Origin of the sequence: Aquabacter albus, from assembly GCF_040049275.1 — a bacterium.
In the GTDB taxonomy this organism is placed as follows: Bacteria; Pseudomonadota; Alphaproteobacteria; order Rhizobiales; family Xanthobacteraceae; genus Aquabacter.
Genome location: NZ_JBDZDT010000003.1, coordinates 326384 through 351923 on the forward strand (window position 1 = coordinate 326384; position 25540 = coordinate 351923).

Below are 25540 nucleotides of genomic sequence, written 5' to 3' on the forward strand. Positions count from 1 at the left end.
TCCGACGAGACGGTCCTCAGCCGCGTTTGCGCATGCGGGCGGCAAAAAAGCCGTCGAGGCCGGAGCGTTCCGGCTCTCCCCGCACCCAATCACAGGGCAGAGTGCGCAAATCACCTTGAGGAGTGGTGAACGCCGCAACCGCTGCGCCATCTTTTCCGCTTATGGCCTCGCGCGCCACGTCCGGGCGGGCGGCGAGAAGGGCTTCCACCTGGATTTCCCCCTCCTCCGGCTCCAGCGAGCAGGTGGAATAGACCAGGAGCCCGCCGGGGCGGACCAGATCCAGCGCATGGTTCAGGAGGCGGGACTGGAGCATGGCCAGCGCCGCCACGTCGTCGGGCCGCTTGCTCCAGGCGATGTCGGGATGGCGGCGTAGGGTTCCGGTCGCGGTGCACGGCGCGTCCAGCAGCACCGCGTCGAACAGGCCGCCCTTGAAGGCGCCGGCATCCGCCTGCACCACTTCGGCTTCCAGCTTGAGCCGGGTGAGGTTCTCCGACAGCCGGCGCAGGCGCTCGGCGGAGCGGTCGACGGCGGTCACCTGCGCGCCCGCAGCGACCAGTTGGGCGGTCTTGCCGCCGGGCGCGGCGCACAAATCCACCACCTTCAGGCCGCGCACATCCCCAAGCAGGCGGGCCGGCAGCGCCGCGGCGGCGTCCTGCACCCACCATTCCCCCTCCTCATAGCCCGGCAGCGCCCGCACCGGCCCTGCTTCCAGGATGCGCACGCTGCCCGTGGGAAGGACTTTGCCGGAGAGCTTTTCCGCCCAGCCCTCGGGGTCGGATTTCACCGTGAGGTCGAGAGCCGGCTCGTGGGCGTGGGCGGCCGCGATGTCGCGCGCACGGTCGGCGCCATAGGTGGCGGCCCAGCGCTTGCGCAGCCATTCCGGCGTATCGGCATCGAGCGGATCGATGCGCGCCAGAAGGCCCGGCCCCTCGCGGGTGAGGCGGCGCAGGACCGCATTGATGAGGCCGGAGAAGCCGGCGGTGGAATTGTCGCCCCGGGCGATCTCCACGGAGAGGCCGACAGCGGCATGGTCCGGCACGTCCATGAACAGGATCTGCGCCGCCCCGGTCAGCAGCACCGCCTCCACCTTGGGCGCGGAGCGCGGCATGCCCTTTTCCATCAGGCCGGCGAGCACCGCGCGCAGGCTGCCGAGCCGCCGCAGCGAGACGGCGAGGATGTGGAAGGCGAGTGCCCGGTCGCGCGGTTCGAGGCCGGGCATGTCCTGGAGGGCGTCTTCCAGGGGCGTGCCTGCGCGCAGCACGCGGTCGAGGGCATCGGCGGCAAGAAGGCGCGCGGAAAGGCCGGGCTGCGCCGGGCGGGCGGGCGCTTGGCGTGCAGGCGCTTGGCGCGGTCGGGTGGGTGTTCTCATCCCGCGCACGTAAGGGGTAAGGGCCGGGAAGGCAACCTTTTCAGGGTTTCTCCCGGTCCAACGGCCGTCATGGCCGGGCGTGACCCGGCCATCTCCCGGACCGGAGAGGTATCCCCGGGTCGAGCCGGGGGATGACGACCAACTGGCGGCCTCAGCCCCAGGGTCCGCGCCCGCCGCCGGACCGCTGGCCACCGCCCCACGGGCCGCGCGCCGCCGGCCGGGGGGCGAAGCTGCCGGGGGCCGGGCCGGAGGGCCCCATCTGCCGCGCCAGTTCCTGGAGGGCGGCGATGCGGTTCTCGGTGGCCGGGTGGGTGGAGAAGAGATTGTCCATCCGCTGCCCCGAGAGAGGGTTGATGATGAACATGTGCGCGGTGGCCGGGTTTGCCTCGGCCTCGTAGTTCGGCACCTGATGGGCCGCGCCGGAAATCTTCGCCAGCGCCGAGGCGAGCGCCATGGGCTGGCCGCAGATCTCGGCCCCACCCCGATCCGCCTCATATTCCCGCGAGCGGGATATGGCCATCTGCACCACCATGGCGGCGAGCGGGGCCAGGAACACCATGAGGATGGTGCCGATGGCGCCGAACGGCGAGCCGTTATTCTCCCGGTTTCCGCTGCCGAAGAACATGCCGAAATTCGCCAGCATAGAGATGGCGCCGGCAATGGTGGCGGTAATCGTCATGGTGAGCGTGTCGTGGTGCTTCACATGGGCCAGTTCGTGCGCCATCACGCCCGCCACTTCGTCGCGGTTGAGCATCTGGAGCAGACCCGTGGTGGCCGCCACCGCTGCATTCTGCGGGTTGCGGCCCGTGGCGAAGGCGTTGGGCTGGGGATTGTCGATCAGATAGACCTTGGGCATGGGCAGGTCCGCCCGCACCGCCAGTTCGCGCACCATCTGCACCAGCTCGGGCGCCTGGCGCTCGTCCACCTCCTGCGCGCCATACATGCGCAGCACCAGCTTGTCGGCGTTCCAATAGCTGAAAAGGTTCATGGCCGCCGCCACCAGGAAGGCGATCAGCATGCCGCTCTGCCCGCCGATGACGAAGCCCACCACCATGAACAGGGCGGTCAGACCCGCAAGCAGGAAGGCCGTCCGGACGTAATTCATCTTCTCCTCCGCGCGGCAGATGCCGCACTCCCGCCCACGCACGCTGCGCGGCGGACACAGAATAGGATGGGAATGCGGCACGGGTGTCGCAAGGGCAGAAGGATGGCTGGAACGAAGGGAGATCGGAGCCGGGGCGGTGATTCGGGCGGGATCCGTTCCCGCTGCGTACCTCGGGCGCCCTCCTGCATGTCCCGTTTCGGAACGCTGCAATCGCGGTGCGTTCGGGGAGAACGGACGGCGATCAGGCCGATGGCAGCGATTCGGGCGCTGTTCGTTCCGGCTGCGTACCGGGGCCGCTCACCTGCCTGTCCCGCTTTGGGACGACGCGGAATGGGCAGCGACAAGGAGAACAGATGGCGATCATGGGCACAGCAGCGATTCGCGCCCTGTTCGTTCTCCCTGCGTGCCGGGATCACAGGCCGGCGCGTCCTCTTTCGGGACACGCCCCCCGCGCTATGCGCCTGTTTTTCCTCGGTGAATCACGCCTTATTCCCTCTCCCGCTTGCGCAGGAGCGCTAGGGAGGGGGCAAAGGGTACGCGCCTCGAGCCAATCGACATTCAGAAATAGGCAGGCTCACCACGTTTCCTGCCGTCATGGCCGGGCTCGTCCCGGCCATCCACGGGGCTCCGCGTGGTGCGGACTTAGAGGATGGACGTGGATGCCCGGGACAAGCCAGGGCATGACGGTGCTTGGTGCCATAGTCCCAAGAGTGAATGTTGATTGGTCCTAAGGATCCAAGCCGTTGCTCTGCTTGAAGGCCCCCCTCCCCAGCCCTCCCCCGCAAGCGGGAGAGGGAGGCCCGCCCCGCGGCTCGGAACGATCCGGCAAGGGTGAGGACTTCTGCTGCTCGCGCTTCGTCCTACTGCGCTGCAGGAACCGATGGCGCCGGCGCGTCGGGCCCGGTTGCCGCCTGGGGCGGGGCGGGCGGCTGTAACGGGCGGGGCGGCCAGGAATGGTCGTCGGCGCGGCCGGCAACCGCGGGGATGGGCGCGCCCTCGGTGAGGAAGCGCGCAGTCTCGCTCAAGGGCACGGAGGCAGGGATGGCAGCGGGGGTCGCCGTCGCCCCGGCCAGGGCATTCGCGCCGCGCGGGCCGTCGGTGAGGGAGAAGGCCGGCTTGGTGCCGTCGCCCACGGCCGCCGCCGGTACCTCCTCGCGCGACGGCTCGGCGATAAGGCGCGTCACGTCCTTCTGGGTGAAGAAAGCGAGCTTGCGCGCGCCCGCCTTGGTGAAGCGCACACCGTCGCTGTTGCGCAGGCGGCGGCGCTGGCCGTCCACGGCTGCACCGGAAGCGGCATATTTGCCATCCTCGTCCACAAAACCGTCCCACACGGGGACATAGGCCGCGCCCGCGCGCGCCGCATGGGTGCGCAGAATGTCGTTCAGCCGCTCATATTGGGCGGAGGTGTCGGGATTCTGGACCGGGGCGGTGCCCACCACGATCACGCCGCCGGCCTTGGCCCGCAGTGCCGCCAGCACCTCGTCCACCCGCTTTCCGTAGAGCTCGATCCAGCGGTCGGTCAAAGGCTCCACCGTCAGATCACCCTCCTTGATGGGGCGCAGATCGTTGGAGCCGAGCGCGAGGATGGTGGCATTGGGCCGCGCCGCGCTCACCGCCTCGGGGATGCGGGACATGACGTCCGGACCGCCGGGCCGCTCGGGCGGCAGGAAGCCTTCATCGTCATCGGTGCGGCTGATGATGGCGGGGTTCGAGCGGTCACCCACATAGATGTCGGCAAGGCCCTGGGCCAGCTGGGCGGCGAGCCCGTCCCCCATCACCAGCACAAATTTTGCGGGCGGCTGCTTCTTGCCCTGCGCGGCCTCGTCCGCGCCGGAATAGACCGCGCCCTCCGGCTCCGGCGGCGGGCGCTTGGCGGGGGGCGCCTGGACCGGCGGGGGCGCCTGCTGCTTGAACAGGGTCCAGCCGCCGAACAAATTGAGGCCGCCTTGGGGAACGTTCGCCGGCGGGCGCGGCACGTTGCCGGGCGGGCGCAGGATGTCCTGGGCGAGGGCGGCGCCGGGGCCCATAGCCGCGAAGACGCAGAGCAGCGCCCCGAGCAGGGCACGCAGGGTCGCGGTGTGGCTATGGCGGAGAAAGCGGCTCATGCCGCAAGACATGACATGAGCTCTCGGGCCGTTTCAAGACGGCCCGTGGCCCTGTCGACGCGAAGGCCTCAGTTCAGCTTGGACTTCACGTCGGCAATGGCGTTGCCGATCAGCCGCTCGGCGGTGCCGGCCTCGTGGGCGACGCGGGAGAGGATGCCCTCGGCCGCCTTCACCGCCGCATCGGCCGCGAACGCCTTCACGTCGGCGAGCGCCTGGGTCTCGGCCTGGGCGATCTTGTCTTCCGCCATCTTGGTACGGCGCGCGACGAAATCTTCCAGCTTGGTGCGGGTCTCGGCGGCGAGGCGCTCGGCCTCGGCCCGGGCGGCGGTGACGATGGATTCGGCTTCCGTCTCCGCCTCGCGCTGCTTGCGCTTGTACTCGGCGACCAGCTTCTGCGCCTCTTCCTTCAGGCGGCGGGCCTCGTCCAGCTCGGCGGCGATCTTCGCGCCGCGGCTGTCCAGGGCCGAGGCGATGGACTTGTGCACGCCGTAATACATCAGGATGCCGACGAACAAAAAGAAGGCGATGGCGACCCAGAGTTCGGCCAGTTCCATTTCATTCATGGCGGATCCTCGATCACCGATCTCGTTTTCGCCCGCGCGGGGCGCGGGTACTGTTCGTCCTCAGGCTGCGGCTTTGATGGCGAGGGCCGTATCGACGGCGCCCTCCACGTCGTGCGCAGCGGGGGTGACGCCCACAAGGGTCGTCACGATGGTCTGCGCGGTATCGACGGCGATGCCGCGCACATGGGACAGCGCCTCGACCTTGGTGGCGTCGATGCGGCGCTCGGCCTCTTCCAGCTTGGTGGCGAGGGTCGCCTCCAGGCTCTTGCGGTTGGCCTCGCTCTCGGCATTCAGCCGGTTGCGGGCTTCGCCGGCGATGGAATTGGCCTTGTTGCGGGCCTCCGTCAGCGCCTTTTCATACGCGGCGAGGGCGGCTTCGCTCTCGCTGCGGCGCTGGCTCGCTTCTTCCAGATCGCGGGCGATACGGTCGTGGCGCTCTTCCAGGATGCGGCCGATGCGCGGAAGCGTCACCCGGCTCATGAGGAGGTAGAGCGCCCCGAAGGTGATCGCCAGCCACAGGAGCTGGGAGGCGAAATGCTCCGGGTTGAAGGGCGGGAAGCCGCCGCCATGACCGCCCTCGGCTTCCGCAGCCACCGCCAGAACCGTTCCCCCAAGGAGAAACGAGCCGGAAAGCACGGCGGACAAAGTCAGCTTAGACGTCTTGATCATGGTGCGCGTTCCCGCTTGCCCGAAGGTCATGTGCCTGAAAAGGCCCCGGCCAAGGCCGAGGCCCGGTCCGGCTCAGGCCACGAAGAGCAGGACGAGGGCGACGACCAGCGAGAAGATGCCGAGACCTTCCGCGAGCGCCGCGCCGATGAAGGCGCGGGCGAACTGGCCGTCGGCCGCCGACGGGTTGCGCAGGGCGCCGGAGAGGAAGTTGCCGAAGATGTTACCGACACCGATGCCGGCGAGGCCCATGCCAAGGCAGGCGAGACCGGCGCCAATGTACTTTGCAGCATCCGCTTCCATTGTTCTGCTCCTTGAGAAACTTGAACTCGTTTGAAGGTTCGGACGCGGGCCGGGATCAGTGTCCCGGATGCACCGCATCGTTGAGGTAGATCGAGGTGAGCACCGCGAACACGTAGGCCTGCAGCACCGCCACCAGCAGCTCCAGCGCGGTGAGCGCCACGATCATGAAGAAGGGCAGCACCGCGCCGAACATGCCGGCGACGCCGGCCGAGGCCATGCCCACCACGAAGAAGGCGAACACCTTCAAGGCGATGTGGCCGGCCAGCATGTTGGCGAACAGACGCAGCGAGAGGGAGATGGGGCGCGAGAGGAAGGAGACCACCTCGATCAGCACCACGAAAGGCAGGAGAAAGCTCGGCACGCCCGACGGCACGAACAGGTGCAGGAAGTGCATGCCGTGCTTGTAGAAGCCGTAGATGATCACGGTGCCGATCACTAGCAGCGCCAGAGCGGCGGTGACGATGATGTGGGCGGTGATGGTGAAGGTGTAGGGCACGAGGCCGATCACGTTCGCCACGAACACGAACATGAAGAGGGAGAAGACCAGCGGGAAGAACACCATGCCCTGGGTGCCCGCGGAATCGCGCACCATCTTGGCGATGAATTCGTAGCTCACCTCCGCCACCGACTGCATGCGACCCGGCACCAGGGTGCGGCCACGGGTGGCATAGGTGAGGAACAGGAAGATGGCGCCGACAATGCCGACCATGAACACGGACGCATTGGTGAAGTTGAACGACACCCCGCCGATGTGCAGCAGCTCGACGTAGCGCTGCACTTCAAACTGGTGGATCGGATCTATGGTCATCCGACGCGCGCCCCTGTGTCGTGCGGCAAGTGCCGCGCCTAATCATGAAAATTCTAGAAGACCCTCGGGGCTCGCCCCTCAGGACTTCTTGCGTCCGATCTCGCCAGCGGCGCGCATCATATTGACCACGCCGGCACCGAAACCGATCAGGGTGAAGACCAAGATCCCCCAGGGCGCCAGGTCGAACATCTGGTCGATGCCCCAGCCAATGGCCGCCCCTACGAGAACTCCCGCAACAAACTCCGACCCCAACCGGAAGGCCATGGCCAAGCCCGAAGAGGTGGACGTGTCGTTGCCCTTCCCTGACGGCTGCGATTGGTCTCTCGGCCGCGCCTTGTCAAGCGCGGCATTGAGCCGCTGAAGCCGTTCGGAGAGAGCGGGATCACCGGCCTCCGGGCCTTGGTCCGCCGGCCTTTCGCCCGTATCCCGAGGGTCGGAATCCGAACGTTTGGGCATGGCGGAAACTCCGGCTTCGGAAGAAAGGACCACAACGATCGCGGCCCCCGAAACCGCGCGGCACCATAGTTGCGGCAAAAATGAGTGTCAAGGACACTGAAATACAGCGTAACCATATGACATTGCTGAGAAATTTTACCGCCTGCGACACCACGCGGCAGTTCAGCTCACCTCGCGTAAGCGCTCCGCGCTCTGTAGATCGACCGAGACGAGCCGCGAGACGCCCCGTTCGGCCATGGTGACACCGAACAAACGGTTCATCCGCGCCATGGTGATGGGGTTGTGGGTGATGGTGAGAAAGCGCGTGTCCGTGAGGCGCGTCATTTCGTCCAGCAAGGTGCAGAAGCGCTCCACGTTGGCATCGTCCAGCGGCGCATCCACCTCGTCCAGCACGCAGATGGGCGCGGGATTGGTGAGGAAGACGGCGAAGATCAGCGCCATTGCGGTGAGCGCCTGCTCGCCGCCGGAGAGCAGGGAGAGGGTCTGCGGCTTCTTGCCCGGCGGCTTGGCGATGATGTCGAGGCCGGCCTCCAGCGGGTCGTCCGCCTCGGTCAGCACCAATTGCGCCTCGCCGCCGCCGAACAGGGTATCGAACAGCTTGCGGAAATGCCCGTCCACCACGGTGAACGAGGCCTGGAGGCGCTCGCGCGCCTCGCGGTTGAGGCTCTGGATGCCGGCGCGCAGGCGCTTGATGGCCTCGGTGAGGTCGTCCCGCTCGGTGGTCAGCGTGCCGAACTGGCCCTCGGCCTCCTGCAATTCCAGGTCGGCGCGCAGGTTCACGGCGCCGAGCCGCTCGCGCTCGCGCCGGGCGCGGTCGAGAGCGGCCTCGATCTCGTAAAGCGGCGGCGGGTCCACGCCGGGAGCGAGGCCCGCGGCCTCCTGCGCCTTTTCGGGCGGGCCTTCGAAGGCCTCGGCGATCTCGCGGGTGGCGTCGTCGCGGCGCTGTTTGGCACCTTCCAGGCGCGCCTCGGCGCGGGCGGTCTCTTCGCGGGCGCCAGACATGGCCTCCAGCGTGTCGCGGGCGGCCCGGTCGGCGGCGGCGAGGGCCGCTTCCCCTTCCGCCAGCGTATCGGCAGCCTTGCGGCGGGCGGCCTCCGCTGCCTCCAGCTCGCTGAGCAAAGTGCGGCGCTGGAGGATCATTTCACCCGGCGCATCTTCCGTCTCGGCCAATTCCTTAGCCGCCTCGGCGCGGCGCGCCTCCAAGGCGGCGACGCGCTCCCCGGCTCCGCCTGCGCGCTGGCGCCAGGAGCGCTCCTCGCCCGCAATGGCTTCCAGCCTCTTGGCGCGGGCCGCCCGGTCGCGCTCGATGCCGGCGGCGGCGGCGCGCGTTTCGGCAAGCACGGCGCGGGCCTGGGCCGCCTCGCCGCGCGCGGTGGCGAGATCGGCATCGATCAAGGCCGGCGCCTCAAGGGCGGCAAGGCCGGCTTCCGCCTCCCGCACCACCGCCTCGGCCTCTTCCCGGCCGGCGGCGATGCGCACGCGCGCCTCCTCCAGGGCGGAAAGACGGGCCGCGTGCTGGCCGGCCTTACGCTCGGCAGCGGCCTCCACCTCGCGGGCCTGCTCGGCGGCGCGCTGGGCGGTGCGGCGGGCCTCGCGCACCTGAAGCTCCTGGCCGGCAGCGGCCTTCAGGCGATTCTCCAGCTCAGTGGCATCGGCGCGCAGCGTGGCGAGCGCCCGGCGCGCCTCCTCCACCTCGATATTGAGGTCCGCCAGCCGGTTGCGCTCCGCAAGGCGGCGGGCGGCGGCGGTGGGCGCATCGGCGGCGGCCATGAGCCCGTCCCAGCGCCAGAGGTCGCCTTCGCGGGAGACAAGCCTTTGGCCCGGCTTGAGCAAAGCCTGGAGCCGCGCGCCTTCCTCCTTCGCCACGATGCCCACCTGGGCAAGGCGGCGCGCAAGGGCCGGCGCGCCGGTGACGCGGGCGGCAAGGGGCTCGGCCCCTTCGGGCAGAGCGGGATCGGAGGGTTCCGGCGCGGCGCCGGCCCAGCGGGCGGTGGCGCGCTCGTCCACGGGCAGATCTAGGTCGTCGCCCAAGGCAGCGCCCAGCGCCACCTCGAAGCCTTTGGCCACACTGAGCAGATCCGCCACCGGCGGGAAGCGGCGGTCGGCGGAGGCCAGCAGCTTTTCCAGCGTGCGGGCCTCGGCATCGAGCCGGCCAAAGGTGCGCTCGGCCTCGCCCAGCCTCGGCCGCAGCGCCTCGGTCGCCTGCCGGGCGGCGGCGTGGGCGGCCTCGGCCTCGCTGGCGGCCTCTTCGGCCACCGCAAGGCGCTCGCGGGCGATCTCGGCCTCCTCGCGCCGCCGCTCAAGGTCGGCAGTGCCGGCCTCTTGCCTCAGGCGCGCCTCCTCCGCATCCACCGAGGCGCGCTCGGCGGCGTTGCGGGCAAGGCGGGCGCGGGCGTCGCGCAATTGGGATTCCAAGGCGGACCGGCGGGCGCCCACGTCCGCATAGGCGCGGGTGCGCTCCTCCAGGGCCTGCTCGGCGGAGAGCAGGCGGCGCTCCGCATCGGCCACGTTCAGCATGGCGTCGCGGGCGGCATCCACGGAGAGCTCGTGCTCTTCCCTGAGCCCTTCCGCCTCCTCCTCCAGCCGCGTCAGAACGCCCGAGGCGTCGGCGGACAGCGCGTTCTCGCGAGCCATGTCCTGGCCGAGCTGCTGCATGCGGCGCTCCAGCTCCTGCCGGCGGGCGGCGAGGCGCGCCTCCTCCTTGTCCAGTTCGCTGCGCGCAATGGTGAGGCGCTGGAGGGTCGCCGCCGCCGCCGCCTCCGCCTGGCGCAGGCCCGGCAGATGGTGGGCGGCAATGGCCTGGAGGCGCGCGGCCTCGGCCTGGGCGCGGGTGCGCTCGGCCACTTCGCGGGTGGCCGCCTCCACGGCACGCTCGGCGTCCGCAAGCTGCCCGGCGGTCTCGCGCCAGCGCGACCAGAGAAGGGCGGCCTCGGACTTGCGCACCTCCTCGGACAGGGTGCGGTAGCGCACGGCCTGGCGGGACTGGCGGCGCAGGCCGTCGATCTGGGCGCCGATCTGGGTAACCACGTCCTCCAGGCGCAGAAGGTTCGCCTCGGCGGCTTTGAGGCGCAGCTCGGCCTCGTGGCGGCGGGCATGGAGGCCGGCGACGCCGGCCGCCTCTTCCAGGATGCGGCGGCGGGCGGCGGGCTTGGCGCCGACGATCTCGCCGATCTGCCCTTGCCGCACCAAAGCCGGGGAACGGGAGCCAGTGGAGGCGTCGGCGAACAAGAGGTGCACGTCGCGGGCGCGCACCTCCCGGCCATTGATGCGGTAATGGGATCCGGCGCCCCGGTCGATGCGGCGGACCACTTCCAGCGCGTCGCTGTCATTGAAGGCGGCGGGGGCGGTGCGGTCGGTATTGTCGAGATGCAGCACCACTTCGGCCGCATTGCGCGCCGGGCGGCTGGTGGTACCGGAAAAGATCACATCGTCCATGTCCTGGGCGCGGAAGGCCTTGTGAGAGCTTTCCCCCATGGCCCAGCGCATGGCTTCCACGAGATTGGACTTGCCGCAGCCGTTCGGCCCGACGACGCCGGTCAGGCCGGGCTCGATCAGGATCTCGGTCGGCTCCACGAAGGTCTTGAAGCCGAGGAGCCGGAGGCGGGTGAACTTCATTGCGCGGCGGTGTGCCAGCTTTCCCAGGTTGCGGTCAAATGCACCGTGGGGTGCGAATCGGCTGGGAGCAAGGCCGGGGAAGGCCCGGTCCACAGGCTGGGGGTCTTCCGAGCCGCCTGCACCACCTAGTCACGCATGCCGGGACGTGCATCGCCTATCGGCTCGCCAGAGGAGGCAGCATCACGCAGCGTTAGGGCATTGTCGACGTCGATGCGGCCGTCGGCGACAGTGCCGGCCTTGCCGCTGGTCTTCTCAAAGGTCGACTGCTCGTGGATGCGGTTGCCCTCTGGGGTGGAACTCAAGGTGGTAAAGCGCAGATCAATCGATCCCAATCCTGCCGGCGCCATAGCGAGAAGTTCGCCGGCATCGGTCTCGCCACCGCCATCCGCATCCATCCGGACGTGCAGTTCGGCGAAAACGGCATCCTCATCAGTTCGGGCGACGAGATCGATGCCGTCTCGATCGATGACGGCGGGTTCGATCAGGCGACGGAGTCGGTTTCGGAGGACGTCTTCAAGCCCCTGGATCGCCCCCATCATCACGGCGTCTAGCGTGTCAGACAGCCAGCCCGGCGGCAGAAGTCTTTCCGTTTCGTATTTATCTTGGATATTATCGATCAAAATCAAAAAATCTTTAAGTATTTCAATTCTTTGTTCTTTCGGCCAGTTCTTAAAATTATCTATGGTTTCTTTTATTTTTCCATAATTATTCTTCAATAGAAATTGAGAAATACCGCAAACGAACTCCTTCCCAAACTCACTGATCGAGATGTAATCGGGACGACCTTCGTGAGTGCCTTGCTCCAATGATTGCTTGAGGGCCGCGATCCCATGCGCCTCGATCAGAGAGAGCCGCTCGTTCCCGAGCGACGAGAGCATAACCGTTCGCCCTCCCACATGGTCGCCTCCTAAGCGCCCCACAAAGTCTTTGATATGTATATAATGATATCCATCAAACTGACTCAACGACGAATTATCGTACAAATCCCCATACCCACCCCGTAAACCCCAGCACCCTCCCAAGCTGTTCCATGTTGAAAATGAAATAGATCGGAGATTAGCTGGATCTCTCAAAGCATATTCGTACAGGGCAAACTGCGTTATAGCGCCGCCCAGGCTGTGCCCCGTCAGGTGAACCTGACCTCCAAGATTTGCCGCCCGGTCGATAATGGCCTGGACTTGAGATCTATTTTTTTCATACTGCGGCCAGCCCATACCCAAATTACACGAAGCATCTGCCGCGTCATCGGTTCCACGAAACGAAACGATGATGGAGTTATCTTTAATATAAACTTCAGTAAAAAGACCTGTATTGCCGTCACTATAGTTCAGGCCTTCAACACGGACGTATCCACCAGGAAGCACCCCGCGCTTGTATGATGCGAAAGCACCCCTTAACTGATCTAATACGGCAGTCATTTTCTCCACCCGCACAGAGAAAGAATTTCTAAGAAATTTATCAATTCCCCCGACTTCAATCCATCCTATTTTTTACATGCGATGGCGATAACTTGAAACACGCCAGAAAAATTATTCGATGATTTGCCGCAGATACATCATATTTCTTATTAAATTTGTCATCAATCACGCGATATTCCGTAGATTCACGCACGATCTATTTTGCCGCCAAAATAATGTAGCGCACTCCCTTCGCGCATCCTCTTGCCGCCGTTCAGCGCCTTGACGCGGACCTGGATCTCTCCGGAACAAGGCGGAACAGGCGGCCGGGTCAGCCCTGCCGTGACGATCGCGGGCCGCAGAGCTTCCCTCCGGGCCTCCGGCGCTCTAGAAGCTCTTGCGGCGATTGCGTTCGCGGCTTGGCGCCCCATTTAAAGGGCGCGCACGGCGCGAGGCTTTTCTAAGGACGAGGACACATGCTGCTCAACCAGGGCGAAGTGAACGGCACGGTGGCGGACGCCGACGATCTCGTCATCGACACCACCACCCAGACCTTCATGGCCGACGTGATCGAAGAATCGCGGCGCCGCCCGGTGCTGGTGGACTTCTGGGCGCCCTGGTGCGGCCCGTGCAAGACCCTGGGCCCGGTGATCGAGAAGGCGGTGAAGGCCGCCAAGGGCAAGGTGAAGCTTGCCAAGATGAATATCGACGAGCACCCGGCCATTGCCGGCCGGCTCGGCATACAGTCCATCCCCGCCGTCTATGCCTTCGTGAACGGCCAGCCGGTTGACGGCTTCATGGGCGCCCTGCCCGAAGGCCAGGTGAAAAGCTTCATCGAGCGCCTCCTGGGCGGCGCGGTGGATGCGGATGTGGCCGAGATCCTCGCCGCCGGCGAGCAGGCGCTCACCGAGGGCGATGCCCCCGGCGCGGCGGAAATCTTCGCCCATGTGCTGGCCGAGGAGCCGGAAAACCTGAAGGCCCTTGGCGGCCTCGTGCGCGCCCAGGTGCTGGGCGGCGCGCTGGAGCAGGCCAAGGCCACGCTCGCCATGGTGCCCCCCGGCAAGGAGAACGACACCGCCGTTTCCGCCGCCCGCGCGGCGCTGGAACTGGCCGAGCAGGCCGCCTCCCTCGGCGATATCGCGCCGCTCGAAGCCGCCATCGCCGCCGATCCGGCCGATCATCAGGCCCGGTTCGATCTCGCTCTGGCGCTCAATGCGCGCAACAAGCGCGATCTCGCGCTCCAGCACCTCCTCGACATCGTGAAGCGCGACCGCGCCTGGAACGAGGACGGCGCGCGCAAGCAGCTTCTGCAATTCTTCGAGGCGTGGGGGCCCACCGACCCCCATACCGTGGCCGGGCGCAGGAAGCTCTCGACCATCCTGTTCTCATAAGGAAAATCGTGGCCGCCCATCGCTCATACCACGCCCCCGGCGACGTTCCGGCGGTCGTGCCCGTCTTCCCGCTCTCCGGCGCGCTGCTGCTGCCGCGCGCCGAGCTGCCGCTGAACATCTTCGAGCCGCGCTACCTGGAAATGGTGGACGACGCCCTGGCAGGCGAGCGCATCATCGTCATGGTGCAGCCGGATGAATCGAAGCCTGAGGATGCGCGCGGGCCGCATCTGTTCCAGGTGGGCTGCCTCGGCCGCATCACCCAGTTCGCCGAGACCGGCGACGGGCGCTACCTCGTCACCCTCACCGGCATCTGCCGGGTGAAGATCGTCGAGGAGATGGCCGCCACCACGCCCTATAGGCAATGCCGCGTCGACGCCCTCCCCTTCGCCGGCGATTTCGACGAAGGCGTGGGTGAGGACAAGGTGGACCGCTCCGCGCTGCTGGGCGCCCTGGCGGACTTTCTTGAAGCCAACAAGCTGGAAGCGGACTGGGACGGCATCCAGCAGGCGGGCACCGAGACGCTGGTGAACGCGCTCTCCGTGATGTCGCCCTATGGCGCGCTGGAAAAGCAGGCGCTGCTGGAGGCGAAGGACCTGAAGGAGCGGGCCGACATGCTGGTGGCCATCACGCAGATGATGCTCGCCCGCATGCCGGGAGACGACGGCGAGCCGTCGCTTCAATAGCGCGTATCGTAGCCGTCATGGCCGGGCTTGACCCAGCCATCTCTCTCAATCCTGGGAGATCCCCGAGTCAGGCCCGGGGATGACGGAGAAGAAAAGCTAAGGCTCCGCCGCGAACCTCAGGCGCCCGGCCGGCGCCAGGGTGGCGAGGTGGAAGGTGCGGATTTCAACCGTGCCGCCAATGTCCAGCGTCAGCACCAGAAGGTCTCCGGACACCGCCGTGGAGACGATATGCGCGCCCTTCGGCAGGGTGGCGGTGATCTCCCCGGGGCTCACCGACTTGGCACGCAGCATGCGATAGGCAATGACGCCGAACACCGAGGCAAGCCCCAGCACCATGATCAGGATCGAAACCGAGGAAAAGCGCCGGACCTTGCGCAGCACCCGCTCCTGCTCCGGCGAGAGGGGATCCTGAGTGTCGGGTTCGGGCGGACTGAGAAACATGGATCAACCTGATTTCGAGAACGACGACGCGCTCGATGTCGCCACCGAGGCGGCGGACGAGGTGCACGAAGTCGCCGTCTCCGCCGAGGAGGCCGGGGAGCGCACAGACCGGCTGCTGGCCGCCCGCCTCGCCCCCTTGAGCCGCACCCGCATCCAGCGCCTCGTGACGGAGGGGCGGGTGGAGAACGGCGCGAGAGTGGTAGGAGACGCGGCCGAGCGGGTCAATGCCGGGGATGTCCTGACCCTGCGCGTGCCCGCCCCCGAGCCCGCCGAACCTTTGCCCGAGGCCATCCCGCTCCGGATCGTCCATGAGGACGCCCAGCTCATCGTCATCGACAAGCCGGCGGGCCTCGTGGTGCATCCCGCGCCCGGCAACTGGTCCGGCACGCTGGTGAACGCGCTGCTGCACCATTGCGGCGACAGCCTGTCCGGCATCGGAGGGGTCAAGCGGCCGGGCATCGTCCACCGGCTGGACAAGGACACGTCCGGCCTCCTCGTGGTGGCGAAGACCGACGCCGCCCACAAGGCGCTGGCCGCCCAGTTCGCGGACCACGGCCGCACCGGCGATCTGGACCGGGCCTATCTCGCCTTCGTCTGGGGCGTGCCGGACCAGCGTGGAATGGTGGACGCCCCAATCGACCGCCACCCGGCCAGCCGCGTGAAGATGGCCGTGCGCCAGAGCGGCCGGCAGGCGGTGACCCATTGGCGGCTCAAGGAGACGTTCTGCGATACCTCCGGCGCGCCGGTGGCATCCCTGGTGGAATGCCAGCTGGAGACCGGGCGCACCCACCAGATCCGCGTCCATATGGCCCATATCGGCCATCCGCTTCTGGGGGACGAGGTCTATGGCCTGGGCTTCCGTACCAAGCTGACGCGGCTGCCGGAGGACGCGAAAACCGCCCTGAACGGCCTCGGCCGGCAGGCGCTCCATGCGGCGCGGCTGGGTTTTGTCCATCCCAAGACGGGCAAGATTCTCAGCTTCGAGAGCCCTTTGCCGCAGGAGCTAAGGGAATTGCGCACTGCACTCGCGGCGACGTGAGGGGATCAAATCTTTCGCAAGCCCGTTGCAAGCTATATGCTGCTTGGTTGCGGCCGGCGCTCAGCGGCCGCTGATGTGGCTGCCGAAAGCGGGGCCGCGATGCTAGGAGGCCGCTTATGGCCCAGTCGAACCATGTGCCCATCCCGTCTGCCGAAGGCGGGCTGAGCAGGTATCTGGAAGAGATCCGGCGGTTCCCCATGTTGGAGCCGCAGGAAGAATACATGCTCGCCAAGAGCTGGCGCGAGCATGGGGACCGCGACGCCGCCCACCGGCTCGTCACCAGCCATCTTCGCCTCGTGGCGAAGATCGCCATGGGATACCGCGGCTATGGCCTGCCCATATCCGAGGTGATCTCCGAGGGCAATGTGGGCCTCATGCAGGCGGTGAAGCGTTTCGAACCCGAAAAGGGGTTCCGCCTCGCCACTTATGCCATGTGGTGGATCCGCGCCTCGATTCAAGAATACATCCTGCGGTCGTGGAGCCTCGTGAAGATGGGCACCACGGCGGCGCAGAAGAAATTGTTCTTCAACCTGCGCAAGGCCAAGAGCCAGATCTCGGCCCTGGAAGAGGGCGATCTTCGCCCAGATCAGGTGAAGGTGATCGCCACCAAGCTGGGCGTCACCGAGCAGGAAGTGGTGGACATGAACCGCCGCCTCTCGGGCGACGCTTCCCTCAACGCGCCCCTGCGCGAGGACGGGGAAGGCGGCGGCGAGTGGCAGGACTGGCTAGTCGACGAGCATGACGACCAGGAAAGCAATCTTGCGGAAAGCGAGGAACTGGAGAACCGCCGCACGGCGCTCGCCGGCGCCCTCACCGTGCTGAACGAGCGCGAGCGCCGCATCTTCGAGGCGCGCCGCCTCTCCGACGACCCGGTGACGCTGGAAGAGCTGGCGGCCGAGTTCGGCGTCTCCCGCGAGCGGGTGCGCCAGATCGAGGTGCGCGCGTTCGAGAAAGTGCAGAAGGCGGTCGTGGACCGCGTCAAGGCGCTCGAGGAGCCCGAGGTGGAGCCGGTGTGAGCCGCCCATCTGCTGAAAACAAAAAACCGGGCCCTGCGGCCCGGTTTTTTTATGATCTGGGAGTGAGCTGAAGCGCTTCGAGGGTCTGGCGCGTGCGCTCAAACGGTCCGGCGCTCCCGGTCAAGCCCTGCGGCTTCAACCGCCGCGCCTTCCGCCAGCGCATGCCCATAGATGACGAGGCACGGCCCCTTCGCCCCCGCCTCCACCGCGATCTCCACCTCTCCGGCGAGGCGGTCGAGGGGCGCGGAGACCACCACCTCCTCGGGCCGGGTGGCCGAGAAGACGGCGAGCGCAGGCGTCTGAAGGTCGATGCCCGCTTCCGCAAGGTGCGTGACGAGATCCGCCAAGGTCCGGCGCGGCATGTAGACCACCGTGGTGGCCGCCGGGTCCGACAGGGCCTTGAAGTCCAGATCCTTCGGGAGCTTGCCGTCGCGCGCATGGGCGGTGACGAATTGCAGCCGCCGCGCATGGTCGCGATGGGTTAGCGAGGTTACGAGCCGCCCCGCCGCACCCTGGGGCGACGAAATCCCCGGCACCACCTCCACCGGCACGCCGGCCGCGCGGCAGGCGGAAATCTCCTCCCCGGCCCGGCCGAAGATCATGGGGTCGCCGCCCTTCAGGCGCACCACCCGGCGGCCTTCCTTGGCGAGCTGCACCATGAGCGCGTTGATGTCGTCCTGCTTGCAGGAGGGGCGGTAACCGGTCTTGCCCACCAGCATCTTCTTCGCCTCGCGCCGGGCGAAATCCAGCACCTCCGATGAAACGAGGTCATCGTAGAGCACCACTTCGGCCGATTGCAGCGCGCGCACGGCCTTGAGCGTGAGAAGTTCGGGATCGCCTGGCCCCGCGCCCACCAGCACCACGGAGCCCGTGTCCGGCGTGGCGCGCGCGGTCTCGGCGGCGGCGAAGAGGGAGCGGCGGTCATCCTCGGTGGGCACGCGCTCCGGCGCTGAGAGCGCGCGGGCGGCAAAGCCCTCCCAGAAGCTGCGGCGGGCGTGGAAGGAGAGGCCCATGGCGGAGACCGCCGCGCGCCAGTCCTGCGCCGCCTGCGCCCATTTGCGGAAGCCCAGCGGCAGCAGCGCCTCGATCTTGGCGCGGATGGCCTGGCCGAACACCGGCGCCGCGCCGTCCGTGGAGATACCCACCACGAGGGGAGAGCGGTTGACGATGGCGCCGAAGGCGAAATCGCAGAAGGCCGGCCGATCCACCACGTTCACCGGCACGCCGGCCGCGCGGGCGGCGGCGGCGAAGCGGGCGGCCTCTTCGTCATCCCCGGCATCGGCGATGGCGAGGGCCGCGCCGTTGAGGTCCGCCGCATCCCAAGAGCGCGCGATGATGGTCACCGCGCCGCCGGGCGGGTTTGCCACCAGCGCATGCATCTCCTCGCAAGGCGCGGCGGAGAAGACGGAAACGGCCGCCCCGGTGGCGGAGAGCAGTTCCGCCTTCCACGCCGCCGGCTCGGAGCCTCCGGCCACCACCACGGGCTTGCCGGCCAGCGCGAAGAAGACCGGCAGGCGGGCGAGCTTCTCCATGCGCCCGCCGCGGTTCTCGCGCGGGGTGCGGGGGGTGCCGTCCGTCTCGGCCGGAGGGGCCATGTTCACAACCTATCCCTTTAGAGACATCGTCATGGCCGGACTTGATCCGGCCATCCACGGCCATCCGCAAGTGGCATCCTGCGGAACCGCGTGGATCCCCGGATCGAGTCTGGGGATGACGGCGGTTCTTGTGGGTGCTGTTCGATCTTTCAATGTGTGCGCATGCGAAGGGTTCGGCAAGACAGGCCCCGAAGGGGCGAGTGCTCAATGCGCCTCGTCCCAGTTCGCCGCCGCCCGCGCGTCCACCCTCAAGGGCACCGACAAAGCCACCGCTGGCAGCGAAGCCTGCTCCATCACCTCGCGCACCACGGGCAGCGTCGCCTCCACCTCGGCCTCGGGCACCTCGAACACCAGTTCGTCGTGCACCTGCAGCAGCATGCGGGCGGAGAGCTTCGCCTTCGCCAGCGCCCCCTCCATGCGGATCATGGCCCGACGGATGATGTCCGCCGCAGTGCCCTGGAGTCGCGCATTGATGGACGCACGCTCGTTGAAGGCACGCACCGAGGGGTTGGACGAGGAGATGTCGGGATAGTGGCAGCGGCGCCCGAACAGGGTCGTCACATAGCCGTGCTCCCGGCAGAAGGAGCGGGTCTCGTCCATATAGGCGCGGATGCCGGGGAAGCGCTCGAAATAGCGGCGGATATAGGTTCCCGCCTCCTCGCGCGGAATGCCGAGCTGGTTGGCGAGACCGAAGGCCGAGATGCCGTAGATGATGCCGAAATTGATGGCCTTGGCCCGCCGGCGCACTTCGCTCGGCATGCCCTCCACCGGCACGCCGAACATTTCGGAAGCGGTCATGGCATGGATGTCGAGCCCGTCCTGGAACGCCTGCCGCAGGCTCGGAATGTTCGCGATCTCGGCCAGGAGCCGCAGCTCGATCTGGGAATAATCCGCCGAGACCAGGAGGTTGCCCGGCTCCGCCACGAACGCCTTGCGGATGCGCCGGCCTTCCTCGGTGCGGATGGGGATGTTCTGGAGGTTCGGCTCGGAGGAGGAGAGCCGGCCCGTGGTGGTGGCGGCGAGCGCATAGCCGGTATGGACCCGGTTGGTGCGCGCATTCACATAGCCAGGGAGCGCGTCCGTATAGGTGGAGCGGAGCTTGGCGAGCTGGCGCCATTCCAGGATCTTCTGGGGCAGCTTATGGCCGGCCTCGGCCAGCTCCTCCAGCACGTTCGCCTTGGTGGACCACGCGCCCGTAGGGGTCTTGGTGGCGCCCGGCAGGCCCATCTTGCCGAACAGGATGTCGCCCATCTGCTTGGGGGAGCCCACATTCAGCCGCTCGCCGGCCAGTTCCGCGATCTCGTCCTCCACCCGCGCCGCCCCTTGCGCGAACTCGCTGGAGAGGCGCGAAAGCATATTGCGGTCGATGGAGACGCCGCGCGCCTCCATGCGCGCCAGAACGGGAATGAGCGGCCGCTCCAGGGTCTCGTAGACCGTGGTCATGCCGTCCGCCGGCAGGCGCGGCTTCAGCACCCGCCACAGGCGGAGCGTCACGTCCGCATCCTCCGCCGCATAGGCGGTGGCGGCCTCGAGGGCCACCTTGTCGAACGTCACCTGCCCCTTGCCCTTGCCCGCCACCTCCGTGAAAGCGATGGGCTGGTGGCCGAGATGGCGCACCGAGAGGTCGTCCATGCCGTGATTGTTGCGCCCGGCATCCAGCGCATAGGACATGCACATGGTGCAGTCGAACGGCCAGACATTGACGCCGTAACGGGCGAGGATAGAGGCATCATATTTGATGTTGTGCCCGATCTTCAGGGTGCCCTTGTCCTCCAGCATCCCCTTCAGCGCGGCGATGGCGGCCTCAAAAGGGATCTGTCCGGGCAGCTTGCCCTCGCTGAACAGGCCATCCCCCGCCCCCACATGGGCGAGCGGGATGTAGCAGGCCTCATTGGCCGCCAGAGCGAGGGAAACGCCGACGAGATCCGCCTGTTGCGGGTCGATGCCGGTGGTCTCGGTGTCGAAGGCGACGAAGCCCTGGTCCACCGCCTTGGCGCACCACGCCTGAAGCTCCCCAAGGTCCATGATGGTCTTGTAGAGCGAGCGGTCCACCTTGGTGCTGCGCGCCTCCTGTGCGCGTGACGCCGCAAGGTCGGACGGCTCCAGCACGTCCGGCCGCCCTGTGGGAACAGCGGCCGCCGGGGACGGGGCCATGTCGGGCTCCGCGAGCGGCGGCGTGAAGCCCACGGGCGCGCCGGGCGCGAGCGCCGGGTCCGGCTCGATCTCGGACGCCTCCACCCCAAACGCCTCCGCGGCGCGGCGGGTGATGGTGGTGAATTCCATGGCCTTCAGGAAAGAGACGAGGCGCTTACCGTCCGGATTCTCCAGCACCAGGTTTTCCAGCGGCACTTCCACCGCCACGTCGCAGACCAGTGTCACCAGCTTCTTGGAGATGCGGGCGGCTTCCGCATGCTCGATCAGCGACTGCCGCCGCTTCTCCTGCTTGATCTCGGGGGCACGGGCCAGCAGAGTTTCAAGGTCGCCATATTCCTTCAGGAGCGTCGCGGCGGTCTTGATGCCGATGCCGGGGACGCCGGGCACATTGTCGGTGGAATCCCCCGCCAGCGCCTGAACGTCGGTCACCATCTCCGGCGGCACGCCGAAATATTCCAGCACCTCCGGCACGCCGATGCGCCGCTCCGGCCGCGCGCCGCGCCCGCCCGCCTCGCCCGAGGCCGGGTCGTACATGGCGACGCGCTCGCCGACGATCTGCATCAGGTCCTTGTCCGCCGAGACCACCAGCACGTCCGCCCCCGCTGCGGCGGCCTGGGTGGCATAGGTGGCGATGAGGTCGTCGGCCTCGTAGCGCTCCATCTCCACCGGGATGAGGCCGAAGGCCCGCACCGCCTCGCGCATGAGGGGGAATTGGGGGATCAGCTCGTCCGGCGGGTCGGAGCGGTTGGCCTTGTAGGCGGGATAGAGCGCCTTGCGGAACGAATCCTCGGACTTGTCGAAGATGATGGCGAGATGGGTCGGCTTGATGCCCACCGCCCCCTCGCGGATGAACTGGAACAGCTTGGTGCAGAACAGCCGCACCGCGCCCGTCGGCAGCTTGTCCGAGCGGAAATTGTACTTCCGGTCCTGGTTGATGGACTGGAAATAGGCGCGGAAGACGAAGGAGGACCCGTCCACCAGGAAGACATGGTCGCCGGGCTGGATGGGACGGGGAGCTGCGGACATCGGGGGTTCCATTTTAGCGGCGCGCACGATGCCCGAGCGGTGCGCCGGGGACAACCCTCGGCCGAAGCAGGGAAGCACTGTCATCCCCGGACTTGATCCGGGGATCTCCCGCCATCCTTGGCGCCGGGCTCTCGTATCGGTCCTGAGAGAGATGGCCGGCTCAAGCCCGGCCATGACAGCAAGGAGGAGAAACGCCCCCTACCCCACTGTCCGCAGCGGCTTTTCCAGCACCGCGAGCACTCGCGGCAGTTCGTGGCCGCGCTTCAGGATCAGGCCGGTCTGGGAGACGACGCAATATTCCCCCTGGCGGCGCGCCAGCTTGGGGTCCTTCTCGATGCGGTAGAGCGGCACGTCCAAGGCGCGGCGGAAGATGGAGAACACCGCCTTGTCCTTCAGGAAATCGATGGCGTAGTCGCGCCATTCGCCGGCGGCCACCATGCGCCCGTAGAGATCGAGGATGCGGTCAAGCTCGCGACGGTCGAACGTCACGCGCGCGGGAGCGGGCGTGCCTGACAGGGGCTGCGGGCCGGCGAGGGTCATCCCGCTGCCCGCTCGGCGTATAGGTTCGATCTCTCCCATCGGGCCTCCTCTGGCGCGCGATGGGATGCATGATCCCTCCGGTGGGCGCGTGTGGCAAGGCCGTTCAGAGCCGGCTGAAGGACTGCTTCACAGGGACGTCAACGAAAATCACACTATGGTCGCTTTTCGGCCCCCTCCTCGCCCCTGGCGGCGATCATATTCACTCACGTAGCAGGGCCGGTTCGCGGTTGCTCCGGTCTATCCCAGCCCCCCAGCCCCCCGGGGTGACGAGCGAACCGGCCACTGCTACGCACCATCAACATGGACCCTCCAAGGCCGCTTTCAGCGGCCTTTTTCTTTGTCCGGATGCTGGCTGAAACAGAGCCGGGCCAAAGGCCCAGGCGGCTTACTGCGCGCGCTGGGCCACCTTGGTGCCGGGGGCACCGAACACATAGACCGGCAGGGCCGCCATGGCGGTGCCCGTGAAGCGCGTGGTGGAGAGCCCGTTGGTGGCGTCCGCCGAGAAGCCGGTAGCCACCGCCATCTTCGGCGGCGTCATGAAGGCGGTGAAGACCCGCAGTTCAGGCGTGCGAAGATAGGGTTCCGCCGTGAGGGCCGGGGCCACGAACAGCCGCCCGAACGGAATCTCCGCGGCCTTGGCCTTCTGGCGCTGCTGGAGGGCCGGCGCGGCGATGAGGTTGTGGGAGAGCGAGCGGTTCGCATCCATGTCGCCGGTGGACGGCGCATAGGACAGCAGGGCCTCGGGCGAATCACCCCGGGCGCCGCGCGTGATCACCGCCGGCAGAGGCGGCGGGGTGGGCACCGCGCTGGCGGTCACCATGGTGTCGGCAAAGCCCGGACGGCGCAGCGGCAGCGGGGCGGCGGGAAGCGGGGCGACCACCGCCTGGGCGGTGATGATGGCGGCGGCGATCTCGGCCGGGCGGGCGGTGGGCAGCGGCGCGGCGGCCACCTTGACCGAGGCGGAGGCCGGCGCCTCGTCCGGAACCTCGTCGGACTTGGGCGCAGCCTTGCCGCGGGAGGCCACCTTGGTGGTGGCGGGCGCGGCCTCGTCCTCTTCCTCGTCCACGCTCTTCTTGGCGCTGAACAGGGAGGCGAAGAATTTGCGGATGCCCTCGCCCGCATCGTTGGAGGCGACCGCCACCGTGCGGCTGCTGTTCTCAAGCTCGGCCAGGGCTTCCTTGTAGCGCGCCAGCGGCTTGCCGTCGGCGGGCACATGGACGGTCTTCTCGTCCGGGAACACCTTCACCAGCTGGTCGTGGGTCATGCGCGGCCACATGCGCACGCTGCCGGTGTCCATGTGGACGAAGTTGGAAGAGGGGTAGAAGCCGACGCCGCCGCGCTGCATGCGCAGGCCCGTGGCGCGCAGTTCGGCGAGGTTCACGCCGGGAATGAAGAAGTCCATGGCCTTGCCGCGGGTGTGCTGGCTCTGCTCCGCCACCCCCTTGGACCTGGCGCGCAGCATGGCGTTGGTGCCGGGCGAGCGGTATCCGCACAGAAGCTGGATGCCGTTCTTCGCGTCCACTTCCCGATAGACCTCCCAGATGAGGTCGAACAGCTCGGGGTCCATGTCGGTGGGTTCGTTCTTGCGCCAGTCGCGCGCGATCCAGTTGAGCTTCTTCAGCACCTCCTGGTCGTAGCGTCCGTCCTTCTTGAAGGTGAAGGACCCGCTTTCGCCGGTGTGGGCATTCTCAATATAGAGCGTGCGGGTATCGCCATTGGCGACGGCATTCTGAAGCGAACTCGTCCCTGTGAGGATCACGGTGAGCGCGGCGGCAAAGGCCTGGGTCCGGCGACTGGCCGCCACGGCTCTGACAAGGACGGGGATACGCTGGAGAATTTGCAATGTGGCGAACCCGAGGCTCAGGTCTATCTCTGTCGCGCACCGGAGCGCGCGACGCGAAGCTCAACAGAGTCTTGTCGGGTTCGGTTAAGGGCGTGTTGACGCCCCGCTCCCCCCTGCCCGATGCGCCCACTTTCTTGGTCGGCACATTGGTCACGGCCACGTGAGTAAAAGCCGAGTGTGGCGAAAACGTGCCGGTTCCCCGTGCTAAAAAAATCACACGCAAGCGCTAACGCTGCAATAATGCTGAGGAATCCGATTTAGAACCCGTGTGGATACACACGTTTCGGGTTCCATGGTTTCCACAATCTTAACGGTGGCGTGGCGGCTGTCTTGGCTCCGCCATCACTTGGTGGCACCTCTCCCTCCCCAGCGGCAAGGGGGCCAAACCCTGCGCCGAGCCCCCTGCCCCGGCCTCAAAAGCCCCTCGCATTTCGTCTTCTTTCCCCGCCAGAGCCCACCATGCGCACCGAACAAGGCCTGCTTCGCGTCTCCATCATCGTCACGGTCGGCGTTGCCTTTTTCGGCATTGCCTTCGGCATCCTCTCCGGGTCGTTCTCCATCACGTTCGACGGCGTCTATGCCCTGGGCGATGCGAGCATGAGCCTCCTGGCCCTGATCGTGTCCAAGCTGATCGCCTCCTATGCCGGAAGCGGGGCCGCGACGGGCCGGCTGAAGGCGCGCTTCTCCACGGGCTTCTGGCACCTGGAGCCCATCGTGCTCGGCCTCAACGGCACGCTGCTGATCACGGTGTCGCTCTATGCCCTGATCAATGCGGTCATCAGCCTGCTGCGCGGCGGCCATGAGCTGAAGTTCGGCTTTGCCATCATCTATGCCGTGGTCACCCTCATCGCCTGCACCGCCATGGCGATCTATGCGATGCGGGCCAACCGCACGCTGCGCTCGGACTTCGTCGCGCTGGACGCCAAGGCCTGGATGATGTCGGGCGGCATCACGGCGGCCCTGCTGGTGGCCTTCTGCTTCGGCTATCTGATGAAGGGCACCGCTCTCGCCTGGGTGACGCCCTATGTGGATCCCGCGGTGCTGGCGATGGTGTGCCTCGTCATCATCCCGCTTCCGGTCTCGACCGTGCGGCAGGCCCTCGCGGATATTCTCCTGATCGCGCCGCGCGATTTGACCGAGCACGTGCACGCCGTGGCGGCGGCCGCGGTCCAGCGCTACGGCTTCCTGTCCTATCGCGTCTATGTCGCCAAGGTCGGGCGGGCGAAGCAGGTGGAACTGTTTTTCATCGTCCCGCCCGGCCTGCCGCCCCAGACCATCGAATACTGGGACCGGCTGCGCGATGAGATCGGCGCGGAGATTGGCGATGAGGGCCCCGACCGCTGGCTGACCATCGCCTTCACTGCCGACCCGGAATGGGCGGAGTGAGTTGCGTATCGCAGGCACACCGACACGCCGTGCCAACCC

The 25540-nt window shown here is 67.4% G+C and carries 20 protein-coding genes; 5 read left to right on the top strand and 15 right to left on the bottom strand.

Translation table 11 applies throughout. The annotated features are described in order from the left end of the window. Positions 1-16: 16 nt before the first annotated feature. The 10 genes from rsmB to ABLE91_RS08015 form a co-directional block, all read right to left on the bottom strand. Positions 17-1369, bottom strand: coding sequence for a 16S rRNA (cytosine(967)-C(5))-methyltransferase RsmB (gene rsmB, locus ABLE91_RS07970; protein WP_348930162.1), 1353 nt, complete (start codon positions 1367-1369; stop codon positions 17-19). Between the two features lie 151 nt (positions 1370-1520). After that, complete coding sequence (htpX, locus tag ABLE91_RS07975) at positions 1521-2474, bottom strand: zinc metalloprotease HtpX (RefSeq protein ID WP_348930164.1); 954 nt, start codon at positions 2472-2474, stop codon at positions 1521-1523. Positions 2475-3334: 860 nt separating this feature from the next. Continuing rightward, complete coding sequence (locus ABLE91_RS07980) at positions 3335-4579, bottom strand: SGNH/GDSL hydrolase family protein (RefSeq protein ID WP_348930166.1); 1245 nt, start codon at positions 4577-4579, stop codon at positions 3335-3337. Between the two features lie 68 nt (positions 4580-4647). Continuing rightward, positions 4648-5142 (bottom strand): F0F1 ATP synthase subunit B family protein, encoded by a 495-nt coding sequence (locus tag ABLE91_RS07985; protein ID WP_348930167.1) that lies wholly within the window; start codon positions 5140-5142, stop codon positions 4648-4650. Positions 5143-5202: 60 nt separating this feature from the next. After that, positions 5203-5811, bottom strand: coding sequence for a F0F1 ATP synthase subunit B (locus ABLE91_RS07990; RefSeq protein ID WP_348930169.1), 609 nt, complete (start codon positions 5809-5811; stop codon positions 5203-5205). Between the two features lie 72 nt (positions 5812-5883). Next, entirely contained in the window at positions 5884-6111 is a 228-nt protein-coding gene (locus ABLE91_RS07995) for a F0F1 ATP synthase subunit C (RefSeq protein WP_348930170.1), read from the bottom strand. Positions 6112-6166: 55 nt separating this feature from the next. Beyond that, positions 6167-6919 carry a F0F1 ATP synthase subunit A gene (locus tag ABLE91_RS08000; protein ID WP_348930171.1) on the bottom strand — a complete coding sequence of 251 codons (753 nt, stop codon included), beginning with the start codon at positions 6917-6919 and terminating at the stop codon, positions 6167-6169. 78 nt (positions 6920-6997) lie between these two features. Next, positions 6998-7183, bottom strand: coding sequence for an AtpZ/AtpI family protein (locus ABLE91_RS08005; RefSeq protein ID WP_348930173.1), 186 nt, complete (start codon positions 7181-7183; stop codon positions 6998-7000). A 354-nt stretch (positions 7184-7537) separates the two neighbouring features. Then, positions 7538-10990, bottom strand: coding sequence for a chromosome segregation protein SMC (smc, locus tag ABLE91_RS08010; protein WP_348930175.1), 3453 nt, complete (start codon positions 10988-10990; stop codon positions 7538-7540). 125 nt (positions 10991-11115) lie between these two features. Then, entirely contained in the window at positions 11116-12408 is a 1293-nt protein-coding gene (locus ABLE91_RS08015) for an SPM autocatalytic domain-containing protein (protein WP_348930177.1), read from the bottom strand. A 455-nt stretch (positions 12409-12863) separates the two neighbouring features. On the opposite strand from ABLE91_RS08015, the gene trxA reads away from it, so the two are divergent. Together trxA and ABLE91_RS08025 are read left to right on the top strand one after the other, a co-directional pair. After that, a complete protein-coding gene (trxA, locus tag ABLE91_RS08020) occupies positions 12864-13778 on the top strand; it encodes a thioredoxin (RefSeq protein WP_348930178.1) in 915 nt (304 codons plus the stop codon). Positions 13779-13786: 8 nt separating this feature from the next. Continuing rightward, on the top strand, positions 13787-14461 hold the full coding sequence (locus ABLE91_RS08025) for an LON peptidase substrate-binding domain-containing protein (protein ID WP_348930180.1): 675 nt from the start codon (positions 13787-13789) through the stop codon (positions 14459-14461). 96 nt (positions 14462-14557) lie between these two features. Here the strand turns inward: ABLE91_RS08025 and ABLE91_RS08030 are convergent, their stop codons facing one another. Then, on the bottom strand, positions 14558-14902 hold the full coding sequence (locus tag ABLE91_RS08030; protein ID WP_348930182.1) for a hypothetical protein: 345 nt from the start codon (positions 14900-14902) through the stop codon (positions 14558-14560). Here ABLE91_RS08030 and ABLE91_RS08035 point away from each other — a divergent pair. Together ABLE91_RS08035 and rpoH are read left to right on the top strand one after the other, a co-directional pair. After that, positions 14901-15941 (top strand): RluA family pseudouridine synthase, encoded by a 1041-nt coding sequence (locus tag ABLE91_RS08035; protein WP_348930184.1) that lies wholly within the window; start codon positions 14901-14903, stop codon positions 15939-15941. The genes ABLE91_RS08030 and ABLE91_RS08035 overlap by 2 nt on opposite strands. A 116-nt stretch (positions 15942-16057) precedes the next feature. Then, positions 16058-16957, top strand: a complete 900-nt coding sequence (rpoH, locus tag ABLE91_RS08040; protein ID WP_348930186.1) for an RNA polymerase sigma factor RpoH — start codon at positions 16058-16060, stop codon at positions 16955-16957. Between the two features lie 98 nt (positions 16958-17055). On the opposite strand, the gene cysG is transcribed toward rpoH, so the two are convergent. The 4 genes from cysG to mepK form a co-directional block, all read right to left on the bottom strand. Beyond that, a complete protein-coding gene (gene cysG / locus ABLE91_RS08045; protein ID WP_348930188.1) occupies positions 17056-18552 on the bottom strand; it encodes a siroheme synthase CysG in 1497 nt (498 codons plus the stop codon). Positions 18553-18756: 204 nt separating this feature from the next. Then, positions 18757-21732, bottom strand: a complete 2976-nt coding sequence (gene polA / locus ABLE91_RS08050) for a DNA polymerase I (RefSeq protein WP_348930189.1) — start codon at positions 21730-21732, stop codon at positions 18757-18759. Between the two features lie 198 nt (positions 21733-21930). Beyond that, the gene (locus ABLE91_RS08055; protein ID WP_348930599.1) at positions 21931-22272 is read right to left on the bottom strand and encodes a DUF2794 domain-containing protein; all 342 of its coding nucleotides are present in this window, start codon (positions 22270-22272) and stop codon (positions 21931-21933) included. 385 nt (positions 22273-22657) lie between these two features. Beyond that, positions 22658-24076, bottom strand: coding sequence for a peptidoglycan L,D-endopeptidase MepK (gene mepK, locus ABLE91_RS08060; protein ID WP_348930190.1), 1419 nt, complete (start codon positions 24074-24076; stop codon positions 22658-22660). 498 nt (positions 24077-24574) lie between these two features. Here mepK and ABLE91_RS08065 point away from each other — a divergent pair, with 498 nt between their 5' ends. Further along, the gene (locus ABLE91_RS08065) at positions 24575-25501 is read left to right on the top strand and encodes a cation diffusion facilitator family transporter (RefSeq protein WP_348930192.1); all 927 of its coding nucleotides are present in this window, start codon (positions 24575-24577) and stop codon (positions 25499-25501) included. Positions 25502-25540: the final 39 nt, after the last annotated feature.

Excerpts from the sequence above, each read along its gene's own strand:
- rsmB (WP_348930162.1), bottom strand. The coding sequence starts at position 1,369 with ATGAGAACACCCACCCGACCGCGCCAAGCGCCTGCACGCCAAGCGCCC.
- htpX (WP_348930164.1), bottom strand. The coding sequence starts at position 2,474 with ATGAATTACGTCCGGACGGCCTTCCTGCTTGCGGGTCTGACCGCCCTG.
- ABLE91_RS07980 (WP_348930166.1), bottom strand. The coding sequence starts at position 4,579 with ATGAGCCGCTTTCTCCGCCATAGCCACACCGCGACCCTGCGTGCCCTG.
- ABLE91_RS07985 (WP_348930167.1), bottom strand. The coding sequence starts at position 5,142 with ATGAATGAAATGGAACTGGCCGAACTCTGGGTCGCCATCGCCTTCTTT.
- ABLE91_RS07990 (WP_348930169.1), bottom strand. The coding sequence starts at position 5,811 with ATGATCAAGACGTCTAAGCTGACTTTGTCCGCCGTGCTTTCCGGCTCG.
- ABLE91_RS07995 (WP_348930170.1), bottom strand. The coding sequence starts at position 6,111 with ATGGAAGCGGATGCTGCAAAGTACATTGGCGCCGGTCTCGCCTGCCTT.
- ABLE91_RS08000 (WP_348930171.1), bottom strand. The coding sequence starts at position 6,919 with ATGACCATAGATCCGATCCACCAGTTTGAAGTGCAGCGCTACGTCGAG.
- ABLE91_RS08005 (WP_348930173.1), bottom strand. The coding sequence starts at position 7,183 with ATGGCCTTCCGGTTGGGGTCGGAGTTTGTTGCGGGAGTTCTCGTAGGG.
- smc (WP_348930175.1), bottom strand. The coding sequence starts at position 10,990 with ATGAAGTTCACCCGCCTCCGGCTCCTCGGCTTCAAGACCTTCGTGGAG.
- ABLE91_RS08015 (WP_348930177.1), bottom strand. The coding sequence starts at position 12,408 with ATGACTGCCGTATTAGATCAGTTAAGGGGTGCTTTCGCATCATACAAG.
- trxA (WP_348930178.1), top strand. The coding sequence starts at position 12,864 with ATGCTGCTCAACCAGGGCGAAGTGAACGGCACGGTGGCGGACGCCGAC.
- ABLE91_RS08035 (WP_348930184.1), top strand. The coding sequence starts at position 14,901 with ATGGATCAACCTGATTTCGAGAACGACGACGCGCTCGATGTCGCCACC.
- ABLE91_RS08030 (WP_348930182.1), bottom strand. The coding sequence starts at position 14,902 with ATGTTTCTCAGTCCGCCCGAACCCGACACTCAGGATCCCCTCTCGCCG.
- rpoH (WP_348930186.1), top strand. The coding sequence starts at position 16,058 with ATGGCCCAGTCGAACCATGTGCCCATCCCGTCTGCCGAAGGCGGGCTG.
- cysG (WP_348930188.1), bottom strand. The coding sequence starts at position 18,552 with ATGGCCCCTCCGGCCGAGACGGACGGCACCCCCCGCACCCCGCGCGAG.
- polA (WP_348930189.1), bottom strand. The coding sequence starts at position 21,732 with ATGTCCGCAGCTCCCCGTCCCATCCAGCCCGGCGACCATGTCTTCCTG.
- ABLE91_RS08055 (WP_348930599.1), bottom strand. The coding sequence starts at position 22,272 with ATGACCCTCGCCGGCCCGCAGCCCCTGTCAGGCACGCCCGCTCCCGCG.
- ABLE91_RS08065 (WP_348930192.1), top strand. The coding sequence starts at position 24,575 with ATGCGCACCGAACAAGGCCTGCTTCGCGTCTCCATCATCGTCACGGTC.